The sequence below is a fragment of the Mesorhizobium sp. STM 4661 genome (assembly GCF_000359125.1).
Taxonomy (GTDB): domain Bacteria; phylum Pseudomonadota; class Alphaproteobacteria; order Rhizobiales; family Rhizobiaceae; genus Mesorhizobium.
Map to the genome: position 1 here is coordinate 1 of NZ_CAAF010000005.1, position 12,613 is coordinate 12,613.

Consider the following 12,613-nt stretch of genomic DNA (forward strand, 5'->3'; position numbering starts at 1 on the left):
CCCGGCGGCAACCAGGACTCGCGACGGACGATCCAGAGTTCGTAGGTTGGCGTCAACTGGTCAGGGGCATCCAGGGATCCCAGGTGCACTTCGATTTCGTCCGCGGTGCGTGCGAAAACGGACGAGCCGCAACGGGGACAGAAAAACCGCCCGGCGTAGTCGCGTGTTTCGCCTTCGATCGTCACCGCATGCTGAGGAAACACCGCGGCAGCATAGAAAAGGGCCCCATGATGCTTGCGGCAGTCGAGACAGTGACAAATGCCGACCCGGTATGGGGCACCCGACGCCACAATTTTGACGTTGCCGCACAGGCAACCGCCGGTGAACCGGTCCATGCCGCGTCTCCTCCAAAATCAAGCTGGGAATGGTTACAGCCAACAGCACTGTCATTGCAATTGCCCGCTACGGGTGGGTACGCGTCGTTCTTCCGTAGCGGGCGATGGTGATCATCGCTCAGAGCTTCTGCGTGCAGGTAATGTTCTCGGAAATCAATCGGCACAGTAATGACATACGAGTGCCGAGTTGGCTCGCCAACAATATCATAGGCTTAGCCGGAAAACTCGCTGCAAGGCGTCACGCCAAAACTCGCTTTCGGGACGCCTTTGAGAAGCAGCGTCGAAATTGCTGATCGACTAATTTTATCCAGACGGCTTCAAGCACGGCCTCTGCGGGGGACTCCATCTCGCCGGGCCCCGCAAACACCGTACTGCATTGACTACAGTCCTCTCGTTCAAACGACAAAGAACGAGGATGCCGTAAGCGAGAGGCCCGGAGAAAGAGTGGCGAACTGTATTTGAGCTACGCCACCGATCCCGTCGCTGTCGAAAGAGAGCGCCCCGGTTGAATTGTTGTAGATGATGTGGTCGGAACTGTCGTGCGCGGCCGCACCCGCAAAGAAAGCAGCAGCTGTGAGTGCGCCGGCGCCCAGCCCGGCAAAAATTGCGTTGTCGATGTGGATCTTGTCCTGGACTTTGTTGAAGTCGGTAATCCTGTCGACATTGCCGGCGCCAATAGAGCTATTGAAGACGAAGGTGTCGTTGCCTCCCTTGCCAGTCAGGATGTCGGCGCCACGGCCGCCGTTGATGATATTGGCGCCGGCATTTCCGTGGATGGTCTGGGCGAGCTCGTTGCCGGTGAGGTTGATTGCCGCGAGACCGTTCGGGTTCGCAGTGACGAGAAGCTCGATCGACTGGCCGGCCGAAAGGGCATGGCTCACAGAAGTGAGGATCCTGTCGGCGCCACCGCCTGCCGCCTCGCTCACGCGGTCACCGGCATTGTCGACAAAATAGACATCGTTGCCGCCATAGCCGGTCATGGTGTCGGCGCCGCCGCGACCGTCGATAAGGTTGCTAGCGGTATTGCCCTGGATGGTCTGGGCGAACTGGTTGCCGGTCAGGTTGATCGCCGCCGTGCCGGCCGCGTTGCTGGTGGCGAGAAGTTCGACCTGCGCGCCGGCTGTAAGCACATAGCTCACTGCAGCGAGCACCTTGTCGGTGCCGCCGCCCGCCGCCTCGATCACCCTGTCGCCGGCATTATCGACACGATAGGTGTCGTTGCCACCATAGCCAGTCATTGTGCGGGCACCGACTGCGTGGAGCACATCGGCTCCGCTTGTGCCGTCCAGAACATCGGTGGTCGGAGGCGGGGTGGTAGGCGGCGGGGTGGTCGTGCTGGTGTTGTGCTGCAGGAAAAAGGACTGCATCGACGATGTGTTGCCGAGCGAGGTTTCGCCGTTCTGCGAGGCCCATTTATACGCCATGTCAAAGGCAGGATTGGGGACCAGCCTCTCCCAGTGGTCCATCATGGTCTGCATCTGGGACGTCGTCGGCATGACATATGACCCGCCCGTATTGGTCGCCCAGCCGCCGCCGCCGAACGTCTGATAGACCGGAATGATCGCGCTCTTCGGGATGCCTGCCTCTAAAGCCGCAGCCACGGCTCTGTCGATGTAGTTGAAGTCCACTGCGGTGGTGCGCACCGGATAAGGGTTTATGCCGTAATAATCGATCCCGGTGTTGGCAGGGTTGTAGGTATTGGAATAGTTCGAATCCGAGAACGACCCCATGTCCATCAGGGTGATGAAAGTCTTGGCGCCCGGGAAATGGGAATGGATCCAGTCGGATTCCGCCTTCAGGTTGGCGGCGCTCACCTTGGTGTGGTATTTGCCGGTCGGATCAGGCTCGTCCGTCAGAAAAAACCCCAAAACCTTCGAATTGCCGATGAGAGGCGTTACCTTGTCGATAAACGACTGGGTTACGCCATTGCTCTCGCCCAGCCAGATCAGGGCCTTCGAGCCAGCCGGCAAGGCGTTGACCGATGAGGCGTATTGAAGATCAACCAGATTGAAGCCATAGGCCTGAGCCTGGGCAGCGGAGGCGCCCCAGGTGAAGTGCATTGCCATGCGATATCCTTCGTACGATTCTGCAGCGCCCCGACCCCTGCCTATCCGAGGGTCCATATTAGCGCCAAATCAATTAGTGACATGCATTGATAGAATCATTGATCTTCGATGGATTGCCAATTGTCATGCGATTTGACTGCACGGCCTTACCGGAATCTTGATGGGGGCGATTGTTGGATAACCAGGAGCCGGCCGGTTCGCATCGCCGAACGCCAGGTCCGGCCTGTGTGATCTCCTCCGACCGCACGCTGATCGAAATGGCCGAGCGCCGCCCGCGCGATCGGCGGGCCGGTGCCCCGCATGTTCCTGCGCGCGGACGGCGGATCAGGCGCTGCACCGCTTTTGCTTGGCGCCCAGATATTCAGCCGCGCGCTGGACGAAGATCATATGATGTACGCATATGACTGGATGGTGGATTGCTACGCGTCCTCTGGCGCCGCTATCTGAGGTCGAATAAAAAGGCCGGAGGAGCCCTTAGAAGTGGTAGATAGCATGCCCCGCGGACAGAAGGAGAATCGCCATTTACAAACCAAAACCTTTTCGCCTACGCCGTAGCGGTTCCCATCGCCGCCGCATGGGTTACCCAGATCGCGTACTCAGAGCATGGTTGGTTGCAGTGCTTGTCAGCGTGACCGCGCCCGGACAGGCCGCAGAATTCAGGGTGTTCGAGGATTTGTTTTTCGAAGGTGGACCGAAGGACTTCCGACAGTTCGGACTTGAACATATGACGATCGTGAGCCCCCACATTCTTGGGCCAGACGTTCCTAATGCTGATCAGGCAAAAAAGGCGATAGAGAAGCCAAGGGACGGCAATCACCTCGTAATCGATATCGAAAGCTGGCCACTGGAAGGTGATGGCCAAGGCCTCACGATAAGCAAATACCAGCAGACCCTTGCAGCTCTCAAGAAAGCTGATCCGAGCGTTCGCCTTGGACTCTACAGTGTCTTGCCGGTGCGTGATTACTGGAGGGCAAACGGCGCTAACGGCGAGAGTGGTTTTTCGGCTTGGCAGGGGGCGAACTCTCAACTGGCTGCCGGCCTCATCCCGTATGTGGATGATCTCTACCCATCGCTTTACACGTTCTATGGGGATAAAGACGCGTGGGTTGTTTACGCCGAAGCCAACCTTAAGGAGGCGCGGCGGATTTCATCGGGCAAGCCGGTCTACTGCTTCCTTTGGCCCCAGTTTCACAAGACCTACGCATTTCTCCCCGGCGACTACTGGTACGCCCAACTGGACACATGCAGGAGGATGGCTGATGGAATTGTCATCTGGGGCACCATTCGCGGCGCTGGACCGTATCAACCGATGAAATGGGACGAGAAAGCCGAGTGGTGGCAGGCCACCCTGCGGTTTTTGCGGGAGCAGAATCCTTGATCGCAAGGCTCGCTCTGCTGTTCGCGATTGTGGCCACGAATGCCAGCGCTCAAACTGCCTTTGACGAATGCCAGCAGGCAGGCCGATTGGATTGCGTGCAGTATTTTGTCGATCACACCGAAAGTCTGATGAACGACACTTTCCGGGCGGTGATGTCGTCCTCTCTAGGGGATATGGTGAAGGCATCGATCCGCGAAGAACAAGCCAAATTCATGGCCTTCGTCCGCGGCTCATGCAGGGCTTTCGCCTTTCGCGATTACGATCAGCGCTTCGCGAAGCTTTATGCGGATCGGTGTCTCTCGGATGCTTTCAAGTTCCGCGAATCGATGCTGACCGGCTACCTAAGCCGTGCCAATAACTAATAGGTTGGCGGATTCCATTCCTAATAGCGTTGGCTCGGAAGAGCAGGACCGTCGTGATGATCCAAAGCGAGCCGCTACCGTAGATCGAGCCGGAAAACTGAGCCCCGACAAAAAACTGCGTGGTCAAGAGAGGGAGCAGCGACAGGCGCAGGTCGGCAAAGAGCTTGACAGCGGAATACATCTGCACAAGCACCACGCAAAAGACTGCCATCCCGACAATTCCCACGGCTTGCAGAACCTCCATGAAGAGATTGTGGGGGTAGAGCCAGAAGGGGAGTTGCGTGCCGTACCCAAACCACGGGTTTTCGGCAAACAGGCTCCACGACATGGAGATGGAATCAAGCCTCTCCAAAGCGGATCGGTTCCCGTCCATCGTTGCCAGATTAAATTTTTCGAGCAGGGGCGTTATGTCTGTCAATGCCAGCGCCAGGATGCTGGCCGCCGCGAGCACCATGCACCAGATAGCGGTCATTGCCTTCGGCTTCAGGACCGGAAACAAGACCAGGCACGCGGCCAGAGACATCACCGGGCCGCGTGCTCCGGCGAAATAGACGGTGTAGAGGGATGCGATGACCACCAGTACGATTCCTACCCTGGCTGAAGTGCGTCGGGTGGATCGGAGCAGGACGTAAGACGCAATGAGCGCCGTAACTGCGGTATGGCCTATCGAGATAGCATTAAGTTTTTCCAACTGGATGCGGTCTGAAGGGTCGCGCGTCAAGACATCGGCGCCGGTATAATCCAACCATAGGATGGCTGCCACGGCGAGGGCGCTGATCGTGAAAATCGCCAAAGCGACATTGATTTCAGACCATTTCGGCGTCGCCGCAGCAAGAAGAATGGCCGGCGCCACTGCTGTTATCAGAACAAACAGCATGGCATCGTCCGCACCGTCGATGCCGTACTCCAAATCGATCCAGAGCTTTGCCAGATACAGGCCCGCGAAACCAAGAAGCGCGACGCTCCCGAAGCGGAAATCTCGTTTCCGATCAACGAAAATAAAGCACAAGACCGAAAGCGCTAGGACTGCTGCACGGAAGGCCGGTGACAGGCTTTCATTATCGCTGAACGCAGAGGCGATCCCTATCAAGGGATACCCGGTGATGGACAGTGCAAAAGTCCACGCCCATAGGTCTTTGTAAATCGGCATTGTGCCTCATTCTCACAGGGAAGGGCTCCTACTTATCACTGGTACTCGGCATAGCCAAGCAAGAGCCCGGCTGTTAGAGGTTGGCCAGTGTTCGAATGCCGAAAAGGAACGGCTTTTGTCGTCGAAAAGAATTGCGATTCTGGGGTTCTGTCTTCTGTTGTTCGCAGGCGCTTTTTTTGCCGTTTTGCAGGGGATGGGCACCAAGAGCTATCCCGACCGCCAAAAGCCACGTGAGGCGCTCACCGCATTCAGTGGTTACTTCACGGTCCGCTCGATCGATGATCTTTGGATCGGGACTACCAGGATCATCCTATGCGGTGTCGAATCAAACCCGGTCGCGCGCACCACTGCAACGATGACAGCAAGAAAAGACTTCCAAGGTAAAACCCTGAACTGCCGGCCGGTCGGCATGGGGACGCCTTGCGATGGAAAAATACCGGCGAAGTACGGCAAGTCAGTTATTGCACAATGCTTCTTGCCAGACGGCACCGATGTTGCGGCAAGGCTAGTCGATGCCGGATTGGTATGCGGTCTGCCAGCCCAGGCGGGTTCGACTTACAAGGCTTGTCGTTAGCCAGCCATTATCTGAAATCTATTCGCCCGAGTCATTTCGGCTCGAGCGTACCGCCCGGCAGGTTTATCCCGCAATCTCATCGCCCGGCCTTTTGTACAGGCCGACGTAAAGCCGTGCTGCGTCGGGACTGGTGAGCGTATACTCGTGCCTAAGGTTGGTGGCCGCGCTTTGCTGCCGCAGCGATCTCAGCCCTTTCGGCGTGCTGCCATGTGGAGTTGATTACACGCGCCGGATCGCCGACCACTGTAGTAAAGGGCTCAACATTTTTGGTCACCGCGGAAGCGGCACCAACAACAGCGGCCGCGCCTATGGTGACGCCTTTTAAGATCGTCACACCCATGCCAATCCAGGCATTATCATCGATGGTCACCGGCGCGATGCCGATATCGGTCCGGTCCTTCTTGCCATGACGCCAGTCTGCCACATCTTTAGCTCGCTGCCGCCAGTCGAGAGAATGCGAGATGGTCGACGATCGTCACGCCCCACGAGATCACAACATCGTTGCCGATGGATATGCGGTCGGCTGCAACTAGGTGGCTCTTACCGATGTAGCAGTCCCGGCCAATTTTGATCTGCGCTTCCGGTCGATCGAATGAGAAGTAGCAGTTGATTATCCCGTTCTCGCCGATGGTATGGCGGCCGCGGCGGGCGGTGCGAACACTATAAGGGGTCATCTTGGTGCCAGGCCCGGCATTGATGCCAAGCAGGCGAAAAAGAACCGGCAGGACGAATGGCATCAGTGATAGACCGGTGCGCGTTTGACCAAAACGAGCCCCTCTATGTTGTGGAATTCCGGATGAGAGGCGACGAAAGAGGCTTGAGGCCAACAGGCTTCGATCTCTTCAAAAAGTCCATCCGCGCGGCCACAAGCTGGACAACGATTGTCCGCGCCGAATTTATCCCGCCCGCCGATGGAGCTTCGTTACCTTCCTGATGTTGCAGACGATAGCGGCCTGGACTGGGAATATACCCAGCGCGTTTTGTCGTCTCGCGATTTGGATGCATGGATGCGCCATGGCTGGTAGCGATGCCGATCGCTTCCTAACGCCCCGCCCACGCCTCAATAAAACCTCGGTATCGGGCCGTTCTGCGGCGTAGTGCGGTCGCCGAGGTCGAGGAAGACTTCGTCGATATAGCACCAGCCCCAGCCTTCCGGCGGGTCGTAGCCTTCGATGACCGGATGGCGGGTGGCGTGGAAGTGCTTGGTGGCGTGGCGGTTGGGCGAGTCGTCGCAGCAGCCGACATGGCCGCAGGTACGGCAGAGCCGCAAATGCACCCATTGCGAACCGCTCTTCAGGCATTCCTCGCAGCCGAGCGCGCTCGGCGTCACGTCCCTGACATCGCCTGCATGGCTGCATTCATCCGCCATCATATTCTCCTGACCGGTTCGGGTGCCGTGGGCTGGCCTTGCGCCAGATATGCGTGTAGTGCCGCCACCACCTGGGCACCCTCGCCAACGGCGGCCGCGACGCGTTTGACCGAGCCGGAACGCACGTCGCCGATGGCGAACACGCCGCTGCGGCTGGTTTCCTGCACGGCATGCGTCGCTCCGATGTCCGGCCCGGTGCGCACGAAACCCCTGGCGTCCAGCGCCACGTTGCAGTTGGCGAGCCAGTCGGTGTTGGGGTCGGCGCCGATGAACAGGAAGAGATGGCGGATCGGGCGCTCCGTCTCCACGCCGTTTTCGCGGTCGCGCCAGCGCACTGTGGCAAGATTGGCCTCGTGGCCGTCCAGCGCCTCGATCTCGGTCCCGGTCAGCACCTCGATGTTGGGCTGCGCCCTGATGCGCTCGACCAGATAGCGCGACATGCTGGCATCCAGGCTTTCGCCGCGCGCCAGCAGCCACACCTTGCCGACATGGCTGGCCAGATAGACTGCCGCCTGGCCCGCCGAATTGCCGGCGCCGACCAGCGCCACCTCCTGGCCGGCGCACAGCCGCGCCTCGATCGGCGAGGCCCAATAATGCACGGACTGCCCCTCGAATTGCCCCAGGTTGGCAATATCGAGGCGGCGATAGCGCGCACCGCTGGCGATCACCACCGTGCGCGCCCGCACGGTCTCGCCGTCGCCGACATCAAGCACGTAACCGGTCATGCCGGCCGCACCGCTCAGCAGCCTGGCTTCGTCGGGTATGACCATTTCGACGCCGAACTTCTGCGCCTGGTTATAGGCGCGCGCCATCAGCGCCATGCCCGAAATGCCGGTCGGGAAGCCGAGATAGTTCTCGATGCGCGAGGAGGCGCCGGCCTGCCCGCCGAAGGCACGGCAATCGAGGACGATCGTCGACAGGCCCTCGGACGCCGCATAGACCGCAGCCGCCAGCCCCGCTGGGCCGGCGCCGACAATGGCCACGTCGTACAATTTGCCGGCATCGATCGGCCGCAACAGCCCGATGCAGCGGGCGAGCTCGTTCTCGCCGGGATTGTGCAGCAGCTTGCCGTTTGGACAGAGCACGATCGGCAGATGGTGGGGATCCACCTGGAAGCGCTCGACCAAGGTCTTGGCGCACGGATCGGTCTCGGCATCGAGCGCGCGGTAAGGCTGGCCGCTGCGGGCCAGAAAACCCTGCAGCCGCAAGACGTCGCCACTGTCGAGAGAGCCGATGATGACCGGTCCGCCGGCGCCGCTCTCGAGCAGGCCGACACGGCGCAGGATCAGCGCCCGCATGATCCGCTCGCCGAGATTGGCCTCCTGCACCATCAGGTCGCGCAGCCTTTGCGAGGCGATGACGAACGCCTCCACCGGCTCGATGGCCTCCGCATTGACCAGCGAGGGGCGGGCCGAAAGCTGCGCCAGTTCGCCGACGAAGCTGCCCGGCTCGTGGGTGACGATTGTCTCGCGCCGGCCGAGGCCATTCTGGATGATATCCACCTTGCCCGACAGGACGACGACCAGGCCGGGCGCCACCTCGCCGGCTTTGACGATGAGCTCGCCCGCGGCGTAGGAACTGGCTTGTCCAAAACGGCGCATACGCTCGATGTCGACCTCACCAAGCGTGGGGAACATCTGATCGCGACGGGCCGTGAAGGCTGTGGATTGAGACATGGGGTCGACCGTATCGCGACGGCCGCGCCGTTTGAAGCGGTTTTTGATCCGCAAGAGCCGTGGTCTGGTGCCGAGCCGAGACCGACCGGCACGATATCTGATCGAAAATCCCTCGGCGGTCACGCTTGCAAATCTCGGTGAAATCGCGCTGATCGGTTGGCGAAACCGGACATGATCCGCAGGAAGGCCCGAGCACACGGCGATGACAGTTGGCCCCACCGTAATCCTTCACACCAACGCGCCGGCCCTTGCAATGAAGCGGTTGCGCGAAAGGCATCCGGGGCTGGCGGTTCACCCTTGCGAGAGCTACGCCGGCCTCGGCGCCGTGATCGACCGGACACAGGCCGAGATCGTCTATTCCGTGCGCTTCGACGGCACGGCGCGTTTCCCGCGCTCGGCGCTGCTGCAAAGCCCGACGGTGAAATGGGTGTCGGTCGGCGGGTCGGGGACGGACCATCTCGGCCCCTGGGACCCCGAAAAAGTCACCGTGACCAACGCCGCCGGCGCCGCCGCCGACATGATGGCCGAATACGCGCTGGGCGCGATGCTGTCCTTCTCGCTCGATCTTCGAAAGTTCGCCAGCCATCAGCGCGCGCGGGCCTGGGTGCCCGGTGCGGTCGAGCCGATCCAGGGCAAGACCTTGCTGCTGCTTGGCCTTGGCCATACCGGGCAGGCCCTGGCGCGGCGGGCGAAGGCGATGGGCATGACGACGCTCGGCGTGCGGGCCGAGCCCAGGCCAACCGCCGATGTCGACGAGGTGCACGGCGTGGAGGCGCTGCCGGTGCTTTGCAGGCGTGCCGACTTCATCATCTGTTGCGTGCCGTTGCTCAAGACGACGCGCGGGTTGATCGGCCCGGCGGCGTTTGCCGCAATGAAGCCATCGGCGGTGCTCATCGATGTTTCGCGCGGCGGCGTGGTCGATGAGGCGGCCCTGCTGTCGGCGCTCGATGCCGGCCGCATCAGGGGTGCGGCGCTCGATGTCTTTGCTTCCGAGCCGCTGCCGGCGGACCACCCGCTCTGGTCGTACGAGAACGTGATCGTCACGCCGCATTGTTCGTCGGTCTATGCGGGCTGGGAGCAGAAAGCCCTGGCCCTGTTCGCGGACAATCTCAGCCGCTACCAGCGCGGCGAAAAGCTGCTTAACGTCGTCGATCCAACACGCGGTTACTAGGCCATGAATTCTTCCGACAGCGCCTCGATACGGGAAGCCGATATCGTCATCATCGGCGGCGGCATTGCCGGCGCGAGCGCGGCCTATGAACTGGCGGCCGTCTCGTCCGTCATCCTGCTCGAGCGCGAAAGCCATTGCGGCTATCATTCCACCGGCCGGTCGGCCGCAAGCTTCACGGAGAACTACGGAAACGCTGTTGTCAGGCGGCTGGCGATTGCCAGCAGGTCTTTCCTCGAAGCGCCGCCGGAGGGCTTTTGCGATCATCCCTTGATGCGCCCGCGCGGCATGCTGACCATCGCGCGCCAGGATCAGCTCGGCCGGCTTGAGGAGGAGCTCGAAAGGGCCAGGCAGTTCGTGCCGTCGATCCATCTGATAAGCCCCGGGGAAGCGTTGGCGCGCGTGCCGGTGCTGCGGTCCGACTATGTCGCCGGGGCGATCGTCGAACCGGACTCGCGCGAGATCGACGTCAACGAGCTGCATCAGGGTTTCCTGCGCAATGCGCGCAAGCGTGGCGCCCAGATCGTCACCGATGCCGGCGTCGAGGCGATCGAGCGGCACGGCAATCGCTGGGTTCTGCGGACGAGCCGGGGAAGGTTCGCCGCGCCGACAATCGTCAATGCCGCCGGCGCGTGGGCGGACAGGATCGCCGGCATGGCTGGAGTAGCGCCGATAGGCCTGGTGCCGAAGCGGCGCACCGCTTTCCATGTCGCCGCGCCGGACGGCGGCGCAATTGCCGGCTGGCCGCTGGTCAACGATGTCGGCGAGGAATTCTACTTCAAGGCGGATGCCGGCCAGATTTTCGTCTCGCCGTCGGATGCGACCCCGAGCGAGCCGATGGACGCCTACCCCGACGATTTCGACGTCGCCGTCGGCGTCGATCGGCTGCAGCGCGCCACGACGATCGAGGTGCGCCGGATCGAACACCAATGGGCCGGGCTGCGCAGCTTCGTCAGCGACGCCTCGCCGGTCATGGGCTTCGACGACACGGCCGAAGGTTTCTTCTGGCTGGCGGGCCAGGGCGGCTACGGCGTCAAGACATCGCCGGCTCTCGCCAGGGCATGCCGCGATCTGATCCACAGCCGACGGCTGCCGGATGATCTGTTGCGTCAAGGCATCGAACCGGGCGATCTTGCGCCTGGCCGGATCAGGACGACCTCTGCGCCAGGGACGCAAACAACAGGAAAGACCGCATGACAATCGAACGCTTCGAGAACGGACCCCGCTTCTGCCGCGTGCTCAGCCACAATGGAATTGTCTATCTGGCCGGTATGACGGCCGACGACCTGTCGGGCGACACCACGCAGCAGACGCGCGATGTGCTGGCCAAGATCGACACCTATCTGGCCAAGGCCGGCAGCGACAAGACCAGGATCCTGAGCGCCACCATATGGCTGCGCGATGTCGCCGACTTCGACAAGATGAACGCCGCCTGGGATCAATGGATCGACAAGAGCGCCATGCCGGTGCGGGCAACGGTCGAAGCGCGGCTCGCCGGCGACGGCTATCGCGTCGAGATCATGGTCACCGCCGCGGCCTGAAACCAGCCCATCGAGGAGACGACTGCATGGCTCGAGACATGACCATCGCGGTTTGCCAGACCGGCCCGATACAGAAAAGCGCGCAGCGGGCCGAAACGGTGGACCGGCTGATCGCGCTGCTGGAGAAAGCGGCTGCCGCCGGTGCCGAGATCGCGGTGTTTCCGGAGCTTGCACTCACCACCTTCTTTCCGCGCTGGCGGATCGACGATCAGGCCGAGATCGAGGCCTTCTTCGAGCCCGCGATGCCCGGCCCGCAGACGCAACGCCTTTACGATGCGGCCGCACGCCTGAAGACAGGCTTCGCGCTGGGCTACGCCGAGTTGACGCGCGTGGACGGGACAGCGCGCCGCTTCAATACGATGGATCTGGTCGGGCAGGACGGCAAGCTTGTCGGGCGCTACCGCAAGGTCCATGTGCCCGGATCGAGCGAGCCGGAGCCGGGCACGACCGTGCATCTGGAGCGGCGTTATTTCGAGCCCGGCGATCTCGGCTTTCCAGTGTTTTCCTATCGCGGCGTGCGCATCGGCATGGCGATCTGCAACGACCGGCGCTGGCCGGAGACCTACCGCATGCTCTGTCTCAACGGCGCGGAGATCGTCCTCATCGGCTACAACACGCCGCTGCTGCTCGACGAAGCACCGGCGCTGGCGCATCTGCGCATGTTCCACAATCATCTGCCGATGCAGGCGGGCGCCTATCAAAACACCGTCTGGGTGGCGGCAGCGGCCAAGGCCGGTATCGAGGACGGCCAGGCCTTGATCGGCGGCTCCTGCATCATCGCTCCGACCGGCGAGATCGCGGCGCAGGCGATGTCGCTCGACGACGAAATGATCGTGCACCGCGCCGATCTCGACCTCATCGGCGTCTGCCGCAAGGTGAATTTCGACTTCGCCAGATATCGCCGGCCCGACCAGTACCGGCTGATCGCGGATCAGGTTTGACACCTGTCCCTTCTCAGCCCAGCAGCTTCCTCAATTCGCCCTGCAGGGTGCTA

Annotated in this window: 15 protein-coding genes; 8 read left to right on the forward strand and 7 right to left on the reverse strand. The window is 61.5% G+C overall.

Annotated features, from left to right (window positions below; all coding sequences use genetic code 11):
- A partial coding sequence (locus tag MESS4_RS02500) for a GFA family protein (RefSeq protein ID WP_036240491.1) occupies positions 1-335 on the reverse strand: 335 nt, incomplete at its 3' end.
- Positions 336-730: 395 nt separating this feature from the next.
- Positions 731-2,401 carry a calcium-binding protein gene (locus MESS4_RS02505; RefSeq protein WP_006326103.1) on the reverse strand — a complete coding sequence of 557 codons (1,671 nt, stop codon included), beginning with the start codon at positions 2,399-2,401 and terminating at the stop codon, positions 731-733.
- 300 nt (positions 2,402-2,701) lie between these two features.
- On the opposite strand from MESS4_RS02505, the gene MESS4_RS33195 reads away from it, so the two are divergent.
- The 3 genes from MESS4_RS33195 to MESS4_RS02515 all read left to right on the forward strand — a co-directional run bounded on the left by MESS4_RS33195 (position 2,702) and on the right by MESS4_RS02515 (position 4,141).
- Entirely contained in the window at positions 2,702-2,848 is a 147-nt protein-coding gene (locus MESS4_RS33195; protein ID WP_006326105.1) for a hypothetical protein, read from the forward strand.
- Positions 2,849-3,017: 169 nt separating this feature from the next.
- Positions 3,018-3,779 carry a hypothetical protein gene (locus MESS4_RS02510; RefSeq protein WP_157385499.1) on the forward strand — a complete coding sequence of 254 codons (762 nt, stop codon included), beginning with the start codon at positions 3,018-3,020 and terminating at the stop codon, positions 3,777-3,779.
- A complete protein-coding gene (locus MESS4_RS02515; RefSeq protein WP_006326113.1) occupies positions 3,776-4,141 on the forward strand; it encodes a hypothetical protein in 366 nt (121 codons plus the stop codon). Before MESS4_RS02510 ends, MESS4_RS02515 begins: the two co-directional genes overlap by 4 nt.
- Here MESS4_RS02515 and MESS4_RS02520 read toward each other — a convergent pair.
- Positions 4,089-5,291: an O-antigen ligase family protein gene (locus MESS4_RS02520; RefSeq protein ID WP_006326115.1), complete on the reverse strand. Its 1,203-nt coding sequence runs from the start codon at positions 5,289-5,291 to the stop codon at positions 4,089-4,091. The two genes, MESS4_RS02515 and MESS4_RS02520, sit on opposite strands and share 53 nt — an antisense overlap.
- A gap of 115 nt (positions 5,292-5,406) precedes the next feature.
- On the opposite strand from MESS4_RS02520, the gene MESS4_RS02525 reads away from it, so the two are divergent.
- Positions 5,407-5,865, forward strand: a complete 459-nt coding sequence (locus tag MESS4_RS02525; RefSeq protein WP_157385500.1) for a hypothetical protein — start codon at positions 5,407-5,409, stop codon at positions 5,863-5,865.
- A gap of 148 nt (positions 5,866-6,013) precedes the next feature.
- Here MESS4_RS02525 and MESS4_RS34245 read toward each other — a convergent pair whose 3' ends face one another.
- From MESS4_RS34245 to MESS4_RS02540, 4 genes are all read right to left on the reverse strand, one after another.
- Positions 6,014-6,289, reverse strand: coding sequence for a hypothetical protein (locus MESS4_RS34245; protein ID WP_006326120.1), 276 nt, complete (start codon positions 6,287-6,289; stop codon positions 6,014-6,016).
- Between the two features lie 4 nt (positions 6,290-6,293).
- Positions 6,294-6,602 (reverse strand): hypothetical protein, encoded by a 309-nt coding sequence (locus tag MESS4_RS34250; RefSeq protein WP_006326121.1) that lies wholly within the window; start codon positions 6,600-6,602, stop codon positions 6,294-6,296.
- A gap of 323 nt (positions 6,603-6,925) precedes the next feature.
- Positions 6,926-7,237, reverse strand: a complete 312-nt coding sequence (locus MESS4_RS02535; RefSeq protein ID WP_006326128.1) for a UBP-type zinc finger domain-containing protein — start codon at positions 7,235-7,237, stop codon at positions 6,926-6,928.
- On the reverse strand, positions 7,234-8,910 hold the full coding sequence (locus tag MESS4_RS02540; protein WP_006326129.1) for a cyclic nucleotide-binding domain-containing thioredoxin-disulfide reductase: 1,677 nt from the start codon (positions 8,908-8,910) through the stop codon (positions 7,234-7,236). Before MESS4_RS02540 ends, MESS4_RS02535 begins: the two co-directional genes overlap by 4 nt.
- Positions 8,911-9,112: 202 nt before the next feature.
- On the opposite strand from MESS4_RS02540, the gene MESS4_RS02545 reads away from it, so the two are divergent.
- The 4 genes from MESS4_RS02545 to MESS4_RS02560 are packed head-to-tail and all read left to right on the forward strand — an operon-like array spanning position 9,113 to position 12,560.
- Positions 9,113-10,081, forward strand: a complete 969-nt coding sequence (locus tag MESS4_RS02545; protein ID WP_006326130.1) for a D-2-hydroxyacid dehydrogenase — start codon at positions 9,113-9,115, stop codon at positions 10,079-10,081.
- Between the two features lie 3 nt (positions 10,082-10,084).
- A complete protein-coding gene (locus tag MESS4_RS02550; protein ID WP_006326131.1) occupies positions 10,085-11,275 on the forward strand; it encodes an FAD-binding oxidoreductase in 1,191 nt (396 codons plus the stop codon).
- A complete protein-coding gene (locus tag MESS4_RS02555; protein ID WP_006326133.1) occupies positions 11,272-11,619 on the forward strand; it encodes a RidA family protein in 348 nt (115 codons plus the stop codon). Before MESS4_RS02550 ends, MESS4_RS02555 begins: the two co-directional genes overlap by 4 nt.
- 26 nt (positions 11,620-11,645) lie before the next feature.
- On the forward strand, positions 11,646-12,560 hold the full coding sequence (locus MESS4_RS02560; protein WP_006326135.1) for a nitrilase-related carbon-nitrogen hydrolase: 915 nt from the start codon (positions 11,646-11,648) through the stop codon (positions 12,558-12,560).
- The last annotated feature ends 53 nt before the right edge of the window (positions 12,561-12,613 follow it).

Coding starts and splice junctions, on each gene's coding strand:
- MESS4_RS02555 (WP_006326133.1), top strand. CDS start 11,272: ATGACAATCGAACGCTTCGAGAACGGACCCCGCTTCTGCCGCGTGCTC.
- MESS4_RS02540 (WP_006326129.1), bottom strand. CDS start 8,910: ATGTCTCAATCCACAGCCTTCACGGCCCGTCGCGATCAGATGTTCCCC.
- MESS4_RS02520 (WP_006326115.1), bottom strand. CDS start 5,291: ATGCCGATTTACAAAGACCTATGGGCGTGGACTTTTGCACTGTCCATC.
- MESS4_RS34250 (WP_006326121.1), bottom strand. CDS start 6,602: ATGCCATTCGTCCTGCCGGTTCTTTTTCGCCTGCTTGGCATCAATGCC.
- MESS4_RS02550 (WP_006326131.1), top strand. CDS start 10,085: ATGAATTCTTCCGACAGCGCCTCGATACGGGAAGCCGATATCGTCATC.
- MESS4_RS33195 (WP_006326105.1), top strand. CDS start 2,702: ATGTTCCTGCGCGCGGACGGCGGATCAGGCGCTGCACCGCTTTTGCTT.
- MESS4_RS02545 (WP_006326130.1), top strand. CDS start 9,113: ATGACAGTTGGCCCCACCGTAATCCTTCACACCAACGCGCCGGCCCTT.
- MESS4_RS02560 (WP_006326135.1), top strand. CDS start 11,646: ATGGCTCGAGACATGACCATCGCGGTTTGCCAGACCGGCCCGATACAG.
- MESS4_RS02535 (WP_006326128.1), bottom strand. CDS start 7,237: ATGATGGCGGATGAATGCAGCCATGCAGGCGATGTCAGGGACGTGACG.
- MESS4_RS02505 (WP_006326103.1), bottom strand. CDS start 2,401: ATGGCAATGCACTTCACCTGGGGCGCCTCCGCTGCCCAGGCTCAGGCC.